Annotated in this window: 14 protein-coding genes and 3 pseudogenes; 8 read left to right on the top strand and 9 right to left on the bottom strand. The window is 60.0% G+C overall.

The window, feature by feature from the left end; translation table 11 throughout:
* Nucleotides 1-145: 145 nt before the first annotated feature.
* Entirely contained in the window at nt 146-1,591 is a 1,446-nt protein-coding gene (locus tag P0D96_RS46155; protein WP_408320838.1) for an IS1182 family transposase, read from the top strand.
* 383 nt (nt 1,592-1,974) lie between these two features.
* Here the strand turns inward: P0D96_RS46155 and P0D96_RS46150 are convergent, their stop codons facing one another.
* Nucleotides 1,975-2,280 carry a BON domain-containing protein gene (locus P0D96_RS46150; protein ID WP_408182738.1) on the bottom strand — a complete coding sequence of 102 codons (306 nt, stop codon included), beginning with the start codon at nt 2,278-2,280 and terminating at the stop codon, nt 1,975-1,977.
* Here P0D96_RS46150 and P0D96_RS46145 point away from each other — a divergent pair.
* A pseudogene (locus P0D96_RS46145) lies at nt 2,249-3,494 on the top strand (AsmA family protein); the annotation flags it as partial. The gene P0D96_RS46150 and the pseudogene P0D96_RS46145 overlap by 32 nt on opposite strands.
* 60 nt (nt 3,495-3,554) lie before the next feature.
* Here P0D96_RS46145 and P0D96_RS46140 read toward each other — a convergent pair.
* On the bottom strand, nt 3,555-3,818 hold the full coding sequence (locus tag P0D96_RS46140; protein ID WP_408182730.1) for a mechanosensitive ion channel family protein: 264 nt from the start codon (nt 3,816-3,818) through the stop codon (nt 3,555-3,557).
* Nucleotides 3,819-3,949: 131 nt separating this feature from the next.
* Here P0D96_RS46140 and P0D96_RS46135 point away from each other — a divergent pair, with 131 nt between their 5' ends.
* Nucleotides 3,950-4,222, top strand: a complete 273-nt coding sequence (locus P0D96_RS46135) for a hypothetical protein (RefSeq protein WP_408182728.1) — start codon at nt 3,950-3,952, stop codon at nt 4,220-4,222.
* Nucleotides 4,223-4,356: 134 nt separating this feature from the next.
* Here P0D96_RS46135 and P0D96_RS46130 read toward each other — a convergent pair whose 3' ends face one another.
* The gene (locus tag P0D96_RS46130; protein ID WP_408320836.1) at nt 4,357-4,692 is read right to left on the bottom strand and encodes a hypothetical protein; all 336 of its coding nucleotides are present in this window, start codon (nt 4,690-4,692) and stop codon (nt 4,357-4,359) included.
* 175 nt (nt 4,693-4,867) lie between these two features.
* Here P0D96_RS46130 and P0D96_RS46125 point away from each other — a divergent pair.
* Nucleotides 4,868-5,410 (top strand): annotated as a pseudogene (locus P0D96_RS46125) (DUF2968 domain-containing protein); the annotation flags it as partial.
* A gap of 69 nt (nt 5,411-5,479) precedes the next feature.
* Here the strand turns inward: P0D96_RS46125 and fliG are convergent.
* Together fliG and P0D96_RS46115 are read right to left on the bottom strand one after the other, a co-directional pair.
* Nucleotides 5,480-6,475 carry a flagellar motor switch protein FliG gene (gene fliG / locus P0D96_RS46120; protein ID WP_408294157.1) on the bottom strand — a complete coding sequence of 332 codons (996 nt, stop codon included), beginning with the start codon at nt 6,473-6,475 and terminating at the stop codon, nt 5,480-5,482.
* 253 nt (nt 6,476-6,728) lie between these two features.
* Nucleotides 6,729-7,121 carry a hypothetical protein gene (locus tag P0D96_RS46115; protein WP_408294160.1) on the bottom strand — a complete coding sequence of 131 codons (393 nt, stop codon included), beginning with the start codon at nt 7,119-7,121 and terminating at the stop codon, nt 6,729-6,731.
* Nucleotides 7,122-7,298: 177 nt separating this feature from the next.
* Here P0D96_RS46115 and P0D96_RS46110 point away from each other — a divergent pair, with 177 nt between their 5' ends.
* Complete coding sequence (locus P0D96_RS46110) at nt 7,299-7,736, top strand: hypothetical protein (RefSeq protein ID WP_408294163.1); 438 nt, start codon at nt 7,299-7,301, stop codon at nt 7,734-7,736.
* Between the two features lie 79 nt (nt 7,737-7,815).
* Here the strand turns inward: P0D96_RS46110 and P0D96_RS46105 are convergent, their stop codons facing one another.
* The 3 genes from P0D96_RS46105 to P0D96_RS46095 form a co-directional block, all read right to left on the bottom strand.
* Nucleotides 7,816-8,019 carry a hypothetical protein gene (locus P0D96_RS46105; RefSeq protein WP_408320840.1) on the bottom strand — a complete coding sequence of 68 codons (204 nt, stop codon included), beginning with the start codon at nt 8,017-8,019 and terminating at the stop codon, nt 7,816-7,818.
* Nucleotides 8,020-8,335: 316 nt separating this feature from the next.
* Entirely contained in the window at nt 8,336-8,605 is a 270-nt protein-coding gene (locus P0D96_RS46100) for a hypothetical protein (RefSeq protein ID WP_408182720.1), read from the bottom strand.
* A gap of 1,303 nt (nt 8,606-9,908) precedes the next feature.
* Nucleotides 9,909-10,673, bottom strand: a complete 765-nt coding sequence (locus tag P0D96_RS46095; RefSeq protein WP_408294170.1) for a hypothetical protein — start codon at nt 10,671-10,673, stop codon at nt 9,909-9,911.
* A 487-nt stretch (nt 10,674-11,160) separates the two neighbouring features.
* Between P0D96_RS46095 and P0D96_RS46090 the strand changes: the two genes are divergently transcribed.
* Both P0D96_RS46090 and P0D96_RS46085 read left to right on the top strand, forming a co-directional pair.
* Nucleotides 11,161-11,484 (top strand): aminotransferase class V-fold PLP-dependent enzyme, encoded by a 324-nt coding sequence (locus P0D96_RS46090; protein ID WP_408182717.1) that lies wholly within the window; start codon nt 11,161-11,163, stop codon nt 11,482-11,484.
* A gap of 3 nt (nt 11,485-11,487) precedes the next feature.
* Complete coding sequence (locus tag P0D96_RS46085; protein ID WP_408320834.1) at nt 11,488-11,928, top strand: aminotransferase class V-fold PLP-dependent enzyme; 441 nt, start codon at nt 11,488-11,490, stop codon at nt 11,926-11,928.
* A gap of 512 nt (nt 11,929-12,440) precedes the next feature.
* On the opposite strand, the pseudogene P0D96_RS46080 reads toward P0D96_RS46085, so the two are convergent.
* Nucleotides 12,441-13,021 (bottom strand): annotated as a pseudogene (locus tag P0D96_RS46080) (HoxN/HupN/NixA family nickel/cobalt transporter); the annotation flags it as partial.
* 282 nt (nt 13,022-13,303) lie between these two features.
* Here P0D96_RS46080 and P0D96_RS46075 point away from each other — a divergent pair.
* Entirely contained in the window at nt 13,304-13,957 is a 654-nt protein-coding gene (locus tag P0D96_RS46075) for a protein-L-isoaspartate(D-aspartate) O-methyltransferase (RefSeq protein WP_408294177.1), read from the top strand.
* The last annotated feature ends 185 nt before the right edge of the window (nt 13,958-14,142 follow it).

Here is a 14,142-nt window from a genome sequence, read left to right as displayed (position 1 = left end):
GAAGGCCGCATATAAGACCGCAGCCGATACCTCGCTCACGTATCACATAAGATCAACTTGGCAAACCGGGCGGTGTCCATATAAGCCTGTGTGAAAACACCATGATCGCCTAAACTGGATTAACTCATTCAGCCTGGGTGACCGGATGAAGCGATTCATAGAAGGTGAAGATCGCAAGCAGGTGACGCTGCTTCCAGAGTGCCTCGATGACTTTGTCGCCGAGGACAATCCGGTCAGAATCATCGAGGCGTTTGTTGAAGAGCTTGACCTTGAATCACTGGGCTTCGATGGAGCGATGCCGTCGACTACAGGTCGCCCGTCCTATCATCCAGGCGTGCTGCTGAAGATCTATATCTACGGCTACCTGAACCGGATCCAGTCGAGCCGCCGCCTGGAACGTGAATGCCAACGCAATGTTGAATTGATGTGGCTCACGGGCCGTTTGGCGCCGGACTTCAAGACCATAGCTGACTTCCGCCGTGACAACGGCACCGGCATCCGCAACGTATGTCGCCGCTTCGTCGTCTTATGCCGCGAACTGAAGCTGTTCTCGCAGGCGCTCGTTGCCATCGACGGTAGCAAGTTCAAGGCAGTCAACACCCGCGATCGCAACTTCACAGAGGGTAAGGTCGACAAGCGCCAGAAGCAGATCGAGGAGAGCATCCAGCGGTATCTGAACGCGCTGGAGACTGCCGATCGTACGCAACCCGCTGAGCTGGAAGCGAAGACGACCCGGTTGCAGGACAAGATCGCACGCTTGCGCGAACAGATGCGAAACCTCGATCAGATCAAGGAGCAACTCAGGACGCAGCCTGATGGCCAACTCTCGATGACTGATCCCGACGCGCGCTCCATGGCGACGAGCGGCAAAGGCTCGGGAATGGTCGGCTACAACGTACAGGTGGCAGTAGACGCCAAACACCACCTCATCGTTGCTCACGAGGTCACAAACTCTGGCAGCGACCGGGCGCAACTCAGCCCCATAGCGAAAGCTGCACGCGATGCGATGGGCAAGAGCAGACTGCGGGCAGTCGCCGATCGTGGCTACTATAGCGGGCCTCAGATCAAAGAGTGTGTGGATGCCGGGATCGCGGTAATGCTGCCGAAACCCACGACATCAAGCGCGAAATGCCATGGTCGATTTGATAGGGCTGACTTCATCTACATTGCGCGGGACGACGAATACCAGTGTCCAGCCGGTGAACGGGCAATCTACCGTTTCACCGGGGAGGAACACGGTATGCAATTGCGCCGTTACTGGAGCAGCGCCTGTCCTCAGTGCCCAATAAAATCACAATGCACGCCAAGTCCATATCGGCGAATCACCCGATGGGAGCACGAGTCCGTGTTGGAAGGTGTTCAACGTCAACTCGACAAAACGCCAGAGGCAATGACGATACGCAGACGCACCGTCGAACATGTCTTCGGGACGTTCAAGCACTGGATGGGTTACACGCACTTCCTGACACGCCGGCTGCCCAACGTGGGGACCGAGATGAGTCTGAACGTGCTTGCCTACAACCTCATGAGAGTGCTGAGAATCCTGGGATTCAAAAGGACAATGAAAGCGATGCGGCTGGTGGGTGCCTGAGCACCCATCGACCTTAAAAACAAGCTCACAATCGCCAGTTAAAGGGCGCTAGACCCCTTCAGCAGTTCGTCATCGCCGAATGAACTGTCAACATGCAAACCGCCACACGTGCGATGCGAGGTTGGAACCGCGTGCATTGAAACTCTCTTGGCGTTTCCACACGGCCTGGGTCGATCACGGTCGGCCCGGAAACCGGTGACCGTGATAGAGCGCAGGGGAATTGTCGTCAAAGCGCAGATGCACTATGCCATCGGCGGAACCGCCGATCGCGCGAGCACACACATTGCTGTCTCGCGCCAGGATCTTGTCGCTTGTGAGACAGCCCTCGCTTTGGAGCGCTCTCCTGCGTTATCCGTTCGTCATCTGTTTCCGGCGAACGCGCGTCATTGCGGCCTGAGGTGCAGATCGTTGCTCACGGATTGTACCCCCGGCACGCCGCGCGTCACGGCAAGCGCTTTCTGAATCCGTACCTCCGAATCCACGTATCCTGACAACTGCACGACGCCTCGATACGTCGCGACGCTCATCGACAACGATCTTAGCCCCTGGTCCGCGACAAGCGCCCGCTTCACCCGGGCGGCGAGCGCAGCGTCGTCAGTGGCGATCTCCCCCGGCGCGGTCACGGACGGCGTCGCCGTCGACTTACAGCCGTTGGTGTATGAGAACTTCACCGGACGCGTCGGCAGCAGCGACCTGAACGGCTCGCTGGTGTACGTCTCGCGCGAACCCCGCCCGCTGTTGTCTGGCACGCTGGTGTCGAGCCTGCTGCAGTTTTCCCACCTCGCACCACTCGTCGGTGCCGACACGAACGCCAGCAAGGCCAGGCGCGGCGACGCCGTAGCGCAGCCGGCCAACAAGGCGCTGCCGGTCGAGGAGTTCCGCACTGACCGCTGGAAGGCGATCGATGCTGACGTCCGATTCACTGGACGCCGCATCGTCAAGACCGCGAGCCTGCCGATCACTGTTCTGTCCACCCACCTCGTCATGCAGGACGGCGTGCTGATGCTCGATCCGCTGAAGTTCGGCGTGGCGGGCGGCACCCCTCGCTTCGACCATCCACCTGGACGGCAGCAGCAAGCCGCTCAAGGGGCGGTTCTCGCTGCAGGCGCGGCATCTGCGGCTCAAGCAGCTGTTCCCGACATTCGCGGTGATGCGGACGGCGCTCGGCGAAGTCAACGGCGACGCGGCGCTGTTGGCCACCGGCAACTCGCCGGTGGCACTCGCCGCGACCTCCAACGGCGAGGTGAAGATGTTGATCACCGACGGCGCGGTGAGTCGCTTGCTGATGGAGGCGGCCGGGCTGAACGTGGCGAACGTGGTGTACGAGAAGCTGTTCGGCAATCGAGACGTGACGATCAATTGCGCGGCGGCCGACTTCGTCGCCACCAATGGTGTGCTCGACTCGCGCGTATTCGCCCTCGACACCGACGATGCGGTGGTCGAGATGGACGGAAACGTGAACTTGCGAGACGAGACCATGAATCTGACGATTCATCCGCACACCAAAGGGTTCCGGGTGATCTCGCTGCGCTCGCCGCTGTACGTCAAGGGCAGTTTCAAGGAGCCGCAAGTCGGCAGGAAGGCCGGGGCGCTGGTCGCGCATGGCAGGGCGGCGGCGGGACTGGGCTTGCTGAATCCGTTTGCGGCGGTGATCGCGTTGCTCCAGCCGAGCGACAATCGGCCGTTGCCGTGCCAGCAGATGCTGGCAGACATGGAGAAGCGCGCGACGGCGCCATCGCCGGGAATACGACAGAAGACGAAGCTCGCGCCGGCGTATATGAGCGCAACGTCGGCTGCATCCGGGGCTTCCGGGGCGGCGGCTGTTGGGCGCGAGCAGGCGAATGGAGCGAGGGACCCGTCCTCCTCCCGGACCGGTGGCGCAGCGGTTTTCAAGGGCAATTGAAGGCGTGCCTCCTGCCGCACACCTGAGACGCTATTCCCATGTCGCGCGCCAACCTCACTCTCATGTAGCGCCAGGAGGCGTGATTTGCTTGTGTAACTTGCAGACCCCTGTCTGCGGAGAACGTAGCCCGTCCACGCCGGCTGCGACAAGCAGCTTCTCCACTAGCGACGCAACGAAGCGCGCCACGTAAAACGCCGCGAGCAGACTCATCACGGCCGCAATGATGTCCGGCAAGGCGCTCAGCGTGGCCAACCCCTTGCATGGGCGGCGGGAAATTTTCGCAACAACGTGATCTACCGCGCAGTGTGACGCACAGGTACTCACTGATTATTGATAGCGCTGACTCACCAGTGGCTGTATGAAGAAGTGGTCGGGACAGTGGCGTTTTGTGCCCCCGGCGTGAAAGCCCGATTTGAAGCCGGCGGAATGTCACCTGACGATGAGAGGAGTTCATCATGCTGCGGTGGATAACCAGCTGGGCTGTACGCAACGCGCTTACTCCGGAGAAGCAAGCCGAAAAAGCGTTGCGGGAATTGCGTCTGGAACTCTTCCAGGCTGAACAACGCATCCTTGACGCTCAGATGCACGCAGATTACTACCGAGCCCGCCTGGCCTTTTGTGAAGCGGTGTTGAAAAGCGGCATCGAGCAGGTAAGCGATCAGCGGAAGGAGCCGCAGACGGGCTGGCAGGCATTGAGGACGGGCCACAAACTTACAGCGGCCCAATAGCGCAAACCCTGCGCGGGCGGAGCGACGACTCCTTCCAGATTTCGCCGTTCAGACTGAACAGCTCGATGACGCCTTCGGCGACCTGCCACCGGTATTCCGACAGTCGCCGCCGACGACGGGTCAGGTCGGTCTGTTCACCATTCGGCTGGATCGCTCCATCGCTCGGTCTTGCGCCTCTGGGCGACCGGCTTCGACCGGCGCTCTGCGCCGAGTGTCCGATGCGCCTGCTCAGTGCATTGCTGTGCGCCCGTACTGCCACGAAGAAGTCGGACCAACAGCATCGACACCGGTCCGCCGGCCGACATTGCAGCGACCTGCGGCGAGCGGGCTTCCGGCTCGCACTGGATGATGTTTCGCAGGTCACCCCGCGTCTGGCCGAACTGCTGCCGTGCGTCGATATTGTCAAGATCGACTTTCTCGACTGCACGCGCGAGGACCTTAACGAACTTGTCAGCATCGTCAGGCAACACGGGAAGGTATTGCTCGCCGAGAAGGTCGAAACACCGGAAGACCATGACGTCGCCATGCGCGCCGGCTTCGACCTACTACTTTGCCAAGCCGCAGGTGCGGACACGCGGCGTCTCACGCCATCGCGCGAAGCGCTGCTGCGCCTGCTGGTGCTGCTGTGCGGCGAACCGGAGATTGTCGAACTTGAATCCGAGCGAGGCGAAGCAGTCCGCCGCCGGCAACGTCGTCGAGCTGCAACAGATGATTCGCGGTTCGGACCTGAGCGAACTGCGTACAACGTACAACGGCAGTTACGGTGCGAGCCTGCTGTTTTACAGCAAGGAAATGACGTATTACGTCGTGCTGTTCCAGCAGAAGAACTTCTGGCGCGTCATCAAGACACCGGACCAAACCCACGCCGACCTGATCTACAAGGACTTCGTGCGTCAGACCGTGCAGTTGTCCGATGTCGAAATTCGCCGCGGCCGGCTCGAGGCGCAAAAGGCGTTCATCGAGCGGATGATTGCGCTGTCGCAGGGTCGTGCGAACCGCCTGCAGGCCGACCTCGATGTAGCGAGTCAGCAGCAGACAATCGTCACCAACCAGCAGCAGAAGACGCGTGCCGAAGCTACCCTGCTCGCACAGCAGAAAACTGCCGCACAGGACCAGTTGCGGTCCGCGCAGCGGCAGGTGCGCGAACTCCAGAGTCAGCTGGAAAGCGGCCTGGCAGGCTCACACTGATTTTCAGTCTTTCCCTGCAGGAGCACGACCCGTCCGGTTCTCATCGGGATGTTCGCGCAGGGAGGCACTTCAGACATACATGTCGTCAGCCTTGTCACCAAGCGCTATCTCGCCGCTCCCGGCGAGGTCGCGCGCGACCTGCACAACCTTGCGCTGTTGTGCTTCGACTTCCGACAGGCGCACCGGGCCGCGTGTGTCCATATCTTCGGAAAACAGCTCCGCCGCGCGTTGCGACATGTTCGCCATGAATTTCTGACGCAGCTCGGGCGGCCCGACCTTCAGTGCGATCCCCAGTGTCTCCGTGCCAACTTCCCTGAGCAGCAGCCGGATCGCGCGATCATCGAGCTCGACCAGGTTCTCGAACGTGAACATCTCGTCAATGATCCTTTGCGCGAGATCGTCGTCGTAGCTGCGTACGTTGTCGATTACCGATTCTTCGTGCTGGGTTGACAGGTAGTTGAGGATTTCCGCTGCCGCGCGAACGCCGCCAACCGCCTTGCGTTTCACGTTACCGCTGCCAGACAGCAACTCTGTCATCACATCGTCGAGTTCGCGCAATGCAGCCGGCTGGATGCCGTCGAGCGTGGCGATGCGCAGCAGCACGTCGTTGCGCGTCCGTTCGGTGAAGCATGCGAGTACGTCAGAAGCCTGCTCCGGGCCAAGGTGCACGAGGATGGTTGCGATGATTTGCGGGTGTTCGTTTTTGATCAGTTCCGCGACGGCTCGCGCATCTATCCACTTCAGGCCTTCGATGCCGCCAACGTCGTCACCCTGCAGAATGCGGTCGATGACGTTGCCAGCCTTGTCTTCGCCGAGCGCCCTCGTCAGCACCGACCGGATGTAATCCTTCGAGTCAAGCGATAGCGTCGTGTGCGTTTCTGCTTCCTTGATGAAGTCTTGCAGTACAGTGTCGACGGCACCGCGCGTGACGTTTTTCAGCGCGGCCATCGCGATGCTGATCTTCTGCACCTCACGTGGGCCGAGGAACCGGAAGGCTTCGGCCGCCTCGTTTTCACCGAGCGACATCAGCAGCAACGCGGCCTTGTTGATTCCTTCGGCGTTCACTGACCACTCCGTGACTTGCTAACAACGATTGCGGCGATCTTCTGATCTCTTGTTTCCGGCAAGCGCGCGTTGTTCCGTTGCTCTCCCGACGTTGGGAGCAATGCTCCATCCGTCGGTCGCATGCGTCCCGGAGATCTTAAAGGACGACGGCCCGTGGGCCAGCCAGGGCGTGCCGGAAGTACATGCCGGACACGTTGCGCGAGCCAGTCCGCTTTAAGTCCGGCACGGTACGCTGACCTGAACGGTGCGGGATTCATGCGTCGGTGCCTCGCCGGCGGGGTAGGTTCAGGTTGACCCACTCGTAAGCATCGTGCCCAAGCCTGCCCACTTCGCGCCACACGGCGAAGGGAATCTCCTGTCGGGTCGCGTGCCGATCAACCAGACCCTGGCATGCCTGTGTCATCTGTCGAAGCAGCACAATCGCATGCGTTTCAGCTCTCTCCCCGTGCTGGTCGAGCGCCGTCTTCGCCTCGTGAGCCCGTTGAAACATTGCCCGCCATTGGGAATCCCGGATTTCCTGAGCGTGAGTGCCTCGCTGCGCGAGCGCGCTCGAAACAATGTAGAGGTTTTTGAGCGCCGTGATGACTTCTGGTGGCAACACAACGCAGCCTTCGCTGCAGCCCGGCTGCGTGCGCGTCATCAGCATGCCCTCGACAGATCCGCCAGGGGTGTGACCGCGAGATCCGTTCTCGACGAAGCCTTGCGACCTCCTGAGGAAGGGGCCGGACGTGAGATGTTAGCCAGCCGGTGCAAATCTGGACTGGGTAGCGGTGTTTGTGAGATGCCGGTCGAGGTGGCGCTCATGCGGGCGTGACAAGTGTTGTTGGATGAGAAATTCGCTGGACTGTTCAGGTCGCTTTCTGCCTTTCGTGCAGATGTGGCTACCGGATGGGGAGGCAATAGCCGGCTTACTTTAGTGTTTGCGGCCAAAGCACGCCTGGGCGGCTTCGAAGGGCGACAGGCCCGCGCCGAAATAGCCCCGAAGACGCTTTATGGTCACAGGGTCGGGATGATAGTGCGGGCGGATAAATCCCGCTTCAACGGCTTCGCCGTACCAGGCACGCGTCCACTGGTCCAGGCCCTGTTCATACATAGCGATACGTATTTCGACTCGTTAAACATGATGATTTCCGAAAGCTCAATAGACGCGTTCGCCGTACATGATCGCGCGGACACTGCAGGCAATCAGTCGACGCGACGACGCCTGGTGCCGCACAACGTTGTCCGCGAATTTCTGACGTGTGACACCAGCAGCAATTGACGCAACTGCGGCAGGCGTGTTCAGCGAATCAGCTCGCTTGTCGTGACCGTACTCAAAGACTCTACGATGCCGGTCACTGCTATAGTGAGACACTGCATCCCGCGACGGGCGTGCCGAGCAGGTTGAGCAGCGCGCGGAGTCGTTGCCGGTCCTGCGCCGACAGCCCAGGGCGTGTCAGCAGGCACTCGATCTGCGATATCCAGTAGTCGCGACGGATAAGTCGTGGGCGACAAACCAGAGCGTTCAGTGCCTTCTCCAGTTGTCCAATCTCGGTCTTCACCATGTTCACGTTCATCTCCTTTCGCGATCCTCTGAAATCCGGAATGTCACACGAGCTGTCGTGGACCGCAGCAGACACCTCATTCGCAAGAGATCAGTGGCTGTTTCCATCAGCCTGCTCGACGTCGACGGCGCTCTGGCATCCGCTGGGACGCGACACACGCTACATGTGACACAACATCTGCTGCAGGTAATTTAGCCATATCACCATCAGGACGTAGGCGAGGACGAAGAGCCAATCCAGCGTGCGATCAGGCCATGTCGACATCGGCTTTCTCCTTCGATACCGGGTAGTGACTACGTGCGCTCGTTTCGCGCTTTCACACCGGCTCAGCAGCAGTCCACCGCGTCCAGCCGCCTTGTCCATCTGCACCGGTGACGCGCAAGGCGCGGGAGCCGTCGGTGAACGTCAGGCATTCAACGCGAAGACGCCGGTCTGCGTCAGTACCATGTGCGTGGACGTCGCCGCCCTCATGCCTGAAATGCAGCTTGCCTTCCTGCAAGAGGTCCAGCGATGACTGATCTCCTGGGTATGTGCGTTTACGGTCCCACCGGTTCAGGAGCGTCGCGGCAACTTCGGCGTCGAACATGTTGAACTTTCCTCAGCGGGCAGATAAGGATGTCAGCCCGAAGCATCTTGAAGTGTGTGTCATGGCCGCCTTGAAACGCGCGATCGCGCCCGGGTATCGACGCTCTGTTCGTTCGATGCGGCTGGTGCAACATCGAATCCCTTGATGGCGGTCAGACAGACGAGGCTTGGGAGCAATAGCAGCCACAGTTTTTGGGCAAACGTTTGCCTTTCCATGTCGACCCGCCGTCACGGCATGAATGAAATCAACATGTATTACGGCATCCATTCCTATATTTTGACCGGGGTAAACCCTTTGTTAGCATGCCATCCGCATGGGAGCCAGACAGTGCAATAATCTGCGCTGCACAGGTTCTGGCATGGCCTTCGGCATAGCCGGAATCCTTCAGCCGACACGACCTGTCGGCTTTTTTTCGTCAGCGTGTGGGCGAGCGCTCGTGCGAATCTACGGACCCGGAAGAGTCTTTCCATTGGAGAATTCGTTGATAGCGAGCACCGCCACTGTGGGTTGCGGACCGGTACATCGACCGGTTCGCCGAGCGAGTGGATTGCGCGCATTGCGACGGGCGCATCTTCGGGTACGCTCCCTAACCGAAGCTTCGGTCACATGCGTTCGGACGCAAGGCACACGACACTCTGGTCTTCTTCCGTTGCGTCTAGCCTCGTGCCGGACCTTCAATCAGAAAATCCCGGTTGTCCGCCATGCGTTACGCCAGAGACGCCGGGGCGATATGGAGTAGGATCTACGGCTTGCTCCAGACCTGTTTCCAACACATGAGAAAGGTACCGCGGGCGTCCCTTGAGACTGCTCCTTCGACCGGACACGCGGTGCCCACTAGTGCGGGGCCGAAGTGGGCGACCTCTCTATCCGCGTCGGCGAGTACGTCGGCGGGCACCCGGCCCCAAATCGACAAGCTGGCAAGTACGCCTGTACAGCCAACCAGGATAACGAGAGTACGTTTTAATCGGGGCGGGCGGCTGGCGATAAAATCAAATGGCATGGGAAGCCTCGTCTGGCGGGGGGCTTATGAGCGGTCTTATCGGCACCGGCCTCCGAAACCATAGATATCCGTTCAATCTTTTTTTTCGGGACGGATTGCGAGGAGAAGGGCGAATCATGGGTCGAAGCTAAAGCGGCAATCGTCCAGGCGTTTGGGTCGACTTATTCGTAGTCCACGAGTGCGTGTCCCGCCTCGACTGGCAGCTCGCTGCCAGTCCCACCAGTCTCGATGAAAGCGGGACGACTATCTATATCGGGTCGTTACGGAAACTATCCGCGTAGGCGGGTCCGAGCTCACGATGTTTTAGGCGCTTAGCACCTGTTTGAACCGTTGCACGTCAACTCGCCGATCGACTGTAAACTCCATTCGACGCTCGAGCGACGCCTTGCGCTTTTCTTCAGCGTTCGCGATGAAGTCGGACAGTTCGCGCTCCAAGGCTGAGTCTTTGGCGTCCGGCTTCCACCTCGTGGCTCCGTGCCGCCGGCGCGTGGCCCGAGCAAGGGCTAGCGCTGCCATCGCGGCCTTCGTACATTCGTATTCAACCTGACCACAAAGGTCGATTGGCTCGCCGAATTCGCGAAGCGCTTCCACATACTCCCGAGCGGCGTGCACTGTCGCCGGATACTCACGGAGCTCTGAGATAACTTTGCGGCTCAAGACATGCCAGTGAAACCTGTCCGGGTAGGCAAAGGTGGGAATGGAAACGCCTTTACTGGCTTCGCGGCTCAAATGGCCGACTGGCTCCGCTGCTGCCCAGGTGGCCTTATGCATCATTGTCCGACAGGTTCGGGCGTACCTTTCCAGCGATAACGCTAGTTCCAGTGCAGTATCGCGTCGCTGACGCTTGCGCTCCCTAGCATCCCTCGCTGAAATCCAGGCGAGCGTTATGACAGAACCGACTGCCGCTGATGTCAGCGCCAAAGTTACCGGAGTGTTCCAGTCGACTCGCTGGAGAAATTCAAGCCATTCCTGCCGCATACGATGCGCCTCAGAGAAAGAGGTGCAGAGAGTACAAGCAATCGTTTGCGCAGTAATCAGAGCAAAATTGGCGTTGTGTGTTTTCGTCACAATCGCTTCAGTACGGCGGTGAGTATCTTGACAAAATATGCTGATCCAGGGCAGCAGCCGGACCAGAACGAGGGGAGGCGCGCAAGATATTCAGGACCGGTCCGCTTCCTAAATAGACGGGGTCTGCCGGTCGTGGCCACCACCGTTTGCTCGCTCAATCGGCAAGCTTCGGCCAGAAGCTAGATGCACCGTCCTAGATCGTTCGTGATCGATTTGGAATCAGTGACAGATAATGCATAGATCGATGAGAAGAGGGTAACGCCAGATTCAAGGTGCGAGCGCCGCGCATTGAACGCCTAAACTGTTTCAACGCATGGAGACGGGGTAACTTATGACGCGATTCGCTGAAGGCGATATCGAAACGGGCCGGACATTGAGTATGGAACGCTGAGCCGACATCGGGATTCGCCATAGCTATACGCGAGGAAGGGGCGGTCGCTGGTGCCCATCGGATCGCGCGGGTTTGGAACCACCAGGAGGAGCGGCTGTGAAGAAAGAGCAACAGGTTGCGCTTGTGACGAATGCGTCGGACTTTGCAGGCCCGCCTGCCGTAGCAGCGCTGCTGGATGCGGGATTAACCCACATGCTCCACTGGACCGGCCGCGTCCTGCCGGTCAAGCGCCTTTGCAGTCTCGGCCGGACTCTTGACATCATCACCGTAGTAGATGGCGCACAGACATTCGCTCGGATGCCAGTGAGCTTCCGCGAGCTCGATTGCGACTTTTTCGCGACGAGCCTTCATGAATGGCTCGGTGCTCCTGTGGGCAACGGCATGTTGATCGTCAGGCAAAGCCGGATTGATGAAACCTGACCGTTGCTGGCACCGTTCGATCCACCTCCGCTTCGCATCGACAAATCCGACAACTGGAACCTCGGTACCTATAGTTCCGCGGTACAGGCGGGAATAGCCCCCGCAATTCGATTTCGTGAGGAGATTGGCACCGACAAGGTTCATACGCGGTTGCGGGAGTTGACCCGATACTGGACGACCATTGCGCGCGATGTCCGCGGCTTCAGGTTGCACACGCCAATGCACACGGACGATCTGGGCGCGGTCAGCCTGTTCTCCATCGATGGAATGGATGCCAGGAAAATCGAAGAGGAGCTTCGAAACACCTGGCAAGTCCACGTCAAGCGTCGGAGCGTACAAGGTCTCGACGGGATACGAGTGTCGCCGCATATCTACATGCTAAAAAACGAACTGGATGTCTTTGTCGAGGCGCTAATGCAAGTCGTCAAGCTTGGCTCGGCCTGACACCAGCCCAAAGGTCGGGATTTCCTGTTAAAACATCTCGGGTCGGCCCGGCCTGGGAGGAAAGCCGGCGAGCGCGTCGTAGCCGTGTCGCCCTCAAGGCCCGCAGTGCCAGCGCCGGTGGCTATTGGCACTGCTGCTTGGATGTCTCATGACGGAGCCGCAGCGGCCATTCGGCGCGGCAGCCCGACCGGCCGCCTCGGGTCGACCTGAGCCGGACGCCGAACGACCTCCGGTGGATCGATTATCCATTCAGCATCGGACCGGGTTCGGCCATGAAGCGACGATCATCCGGGGCTACCGAATGACCGATCTTGGCGCCATTGCGGCCGCTTTGAGCGGCTGATAATGAAACGGACGAGTGCGATGTCTCCGGCACGGCGTATTCACCGCACATAATTCCCGTGCCGATCGAACGCGCGACATCATCATGGCGACGCGTCCGATCGGCACGCGATCATCCGCATGTCTGAGCCGAACCCATTGCGCGCCCGGACAGTTGAGCCGATCTCCGATCAGCCCAGGTTGACGGGCATGTCGTCGTAACGCTTGAGCTTGTAGAACAGCACCGACACCAGCCAGCTGACGACAAAAAGGCCGATCACCGCGTAGCCGAGCAGGCCGAAATTGTCCGACGCCGCGCCGATCAGACCCCAGAAACCGCGCTTGAGGTCGAGCTTGTCCGCGATGAGCGCCAGCGCCTCGATGCCGCCGATCAGCATCGCCACCACTAGGGAAGCGAACGTGATCGTGATGTTGTAGTACAGCATGCGGACCGGCTTCATGAACGCCCAGCGTAAGCGCCTAGCATCAGCACGCCGTCGGCGGTATCGACGAGGCACATGCCAGCCGTGAACAGCGCGGGGAAGATCAGGATGGTCGCGAAAGACATGCCCTCAGCAGCCTGAGGGGCGGAAATACCGAACAGCACCACTTCCGTCGCCGTATCGAAGTCCAGGCCGAACAGAAAGCCGATCGGGTGCATGTGCCAGCTGCGCGAGACCAGGTGGAATAGCGGACGGAAAATGCGCGACAGGAAACCGCGCTTGTTGAGCAGCATATCGAGGTCTTCCTCGACGAGACGTTCGTCACGCCGTCGCTGGACGATCCGGTCACCGATACGTAGTGAAGTCAGCGCGCCAGGAGTGCACAATTTCCGTATGGGTATCGCTTTGCGAAGAAGCGGCGCTGCGGCTGCCTGCATCGGCGACCGCCGCGGTCGGTGGCGTGAGAATCCCGTGTGCGGTATGTGCGTTGCCGAATGCAGGATGTCGCGACGCCGGGTGCGTGCGGCCGCCGGCGCGCCCCGTCTGGATCTCTCGGTGAAGGTATGCGGAGCCTGCCGTAAAACCTGCACGACCATCGGAGGAGAGCAGCAATGATCGATTTCAGTGAAGCCCGGGAATGGATGGTTGTATGGCAAATCGCGGCCCGCGGCATCTGCGATTCCAACGTGCTATCCGCGATGCGTCATGTGCCGCGCGAGGAATTCGTAGCGGAGCACCTCCGTGAAAGCGCGTACGACGATAGTCCGTTGCCCATCGCGAGTCACCAAACGATCTCGCAGCCCAGCATCGTCGCGCAAATGATCGAGGCGGCCGAACTGGGTCCCCACGACCGGGTTCTCGACATCGGCACGGGCTCGGGGTACGCCGCCGCAATTGCGGCCGCAATCGTGGCGCATGTTGATTCCGTTGAACGCGATCCGGTGCTCGCCAGCACCGCTCGCAAGACGCTGGCGCGGTTGGGCATTTCAAACGTGACCGTTCATCTCGGAGACGGCACTGTCGGCTTGGGCGCCTATGCGCCGTACGATGCAATTATCGCGGGAGCCGGCGGTCCGCGTATCCCGCGGGCGTGGCGTTTGCAACTCTCGGTCGGTGGCCGGATCGTCATGCCGGTGGGACGCGAGCCTTATCATCAGCGATTGATCAAACTGGTCCGCTACAGCGAACACGATTATCACGAGCGCTCGCTCGGCGAAGTGAGCTTCGTACCGCTAGTCGGCGAAGACGGCTGGCCTGATCATTAAGTGTTCGGCCGCCCGGTTCCAATCTGGTGCTGGCCCGGCCCGAGCACTTACCGGCATCAGATGACGCCGTGCAGGCCGTACAGGGCACCGCACGATATATAGAGCCGCGACCATCGGATTGGAGTAAAGCCAAAGCGTGATTAGCGGCTATGTGTCGCTCGACGGATCTGCATTGATATCGTTTT

Origin of the sequence: Paraburkholderia sp. RL17-347-BIC-D (genome assembly GCF_046027915.1) — a bacterium.
Classification (GTDB): Bacteria; Pseudomonadota; Gammaproteobacteria; order Burkholderiales; family Burkholderiaceae; genus Paraburkholderia.
The sequence above is the reverse complement of the archived record's forward strand: the minus strand, read 5'-3'. Positions and strand labels throughout refer to the sequence as shown.

Coding starts and splice junctions, on each gene's coding strand:
- P0D96_RS46155 (WP_408320838.1), top strand. CDS start 146: ATGAAGCGATTCATAGAAGGTGAAGATCGCAAGCAGGTGACGCTGCTT.
- P0D96_RS46135 (WP_408182728.1), top strand. CDS start 3,950: ATGCTGCGGTGGATAACCAGCTGGGCTGTACGCAACGCGCTTACTCCG.
- P0D96_RS46115 (WP_408294160.1), bottom strand. CDS start 7,121: ATGCTGATGACGCGCACGCAGCCGGGCTGCAGCGAAGGCTGCGTTGTG.
- P0D96_RS46105 (WP_408320840.1), bottom strand. CDS start 8,019: ATGGTGAAGACCGAGATTGGACAACTGGAGAAGGCACTGAACGCTCTG.
- P0D96_RS46100 (WP_408182720.1), bottom strand. CDS start 8,605: ATGTTCGACGCCGAAGTTGCCGCGACGCTCCTGAACCGGTGGGACCGT.
- P0D96_RS46075 (WP_408294177.1), top strand. CDS start 13,304: ATGATCGATTTCAGTGAAGCCCGGGAATGGATGGTTGTATGGCAAATC.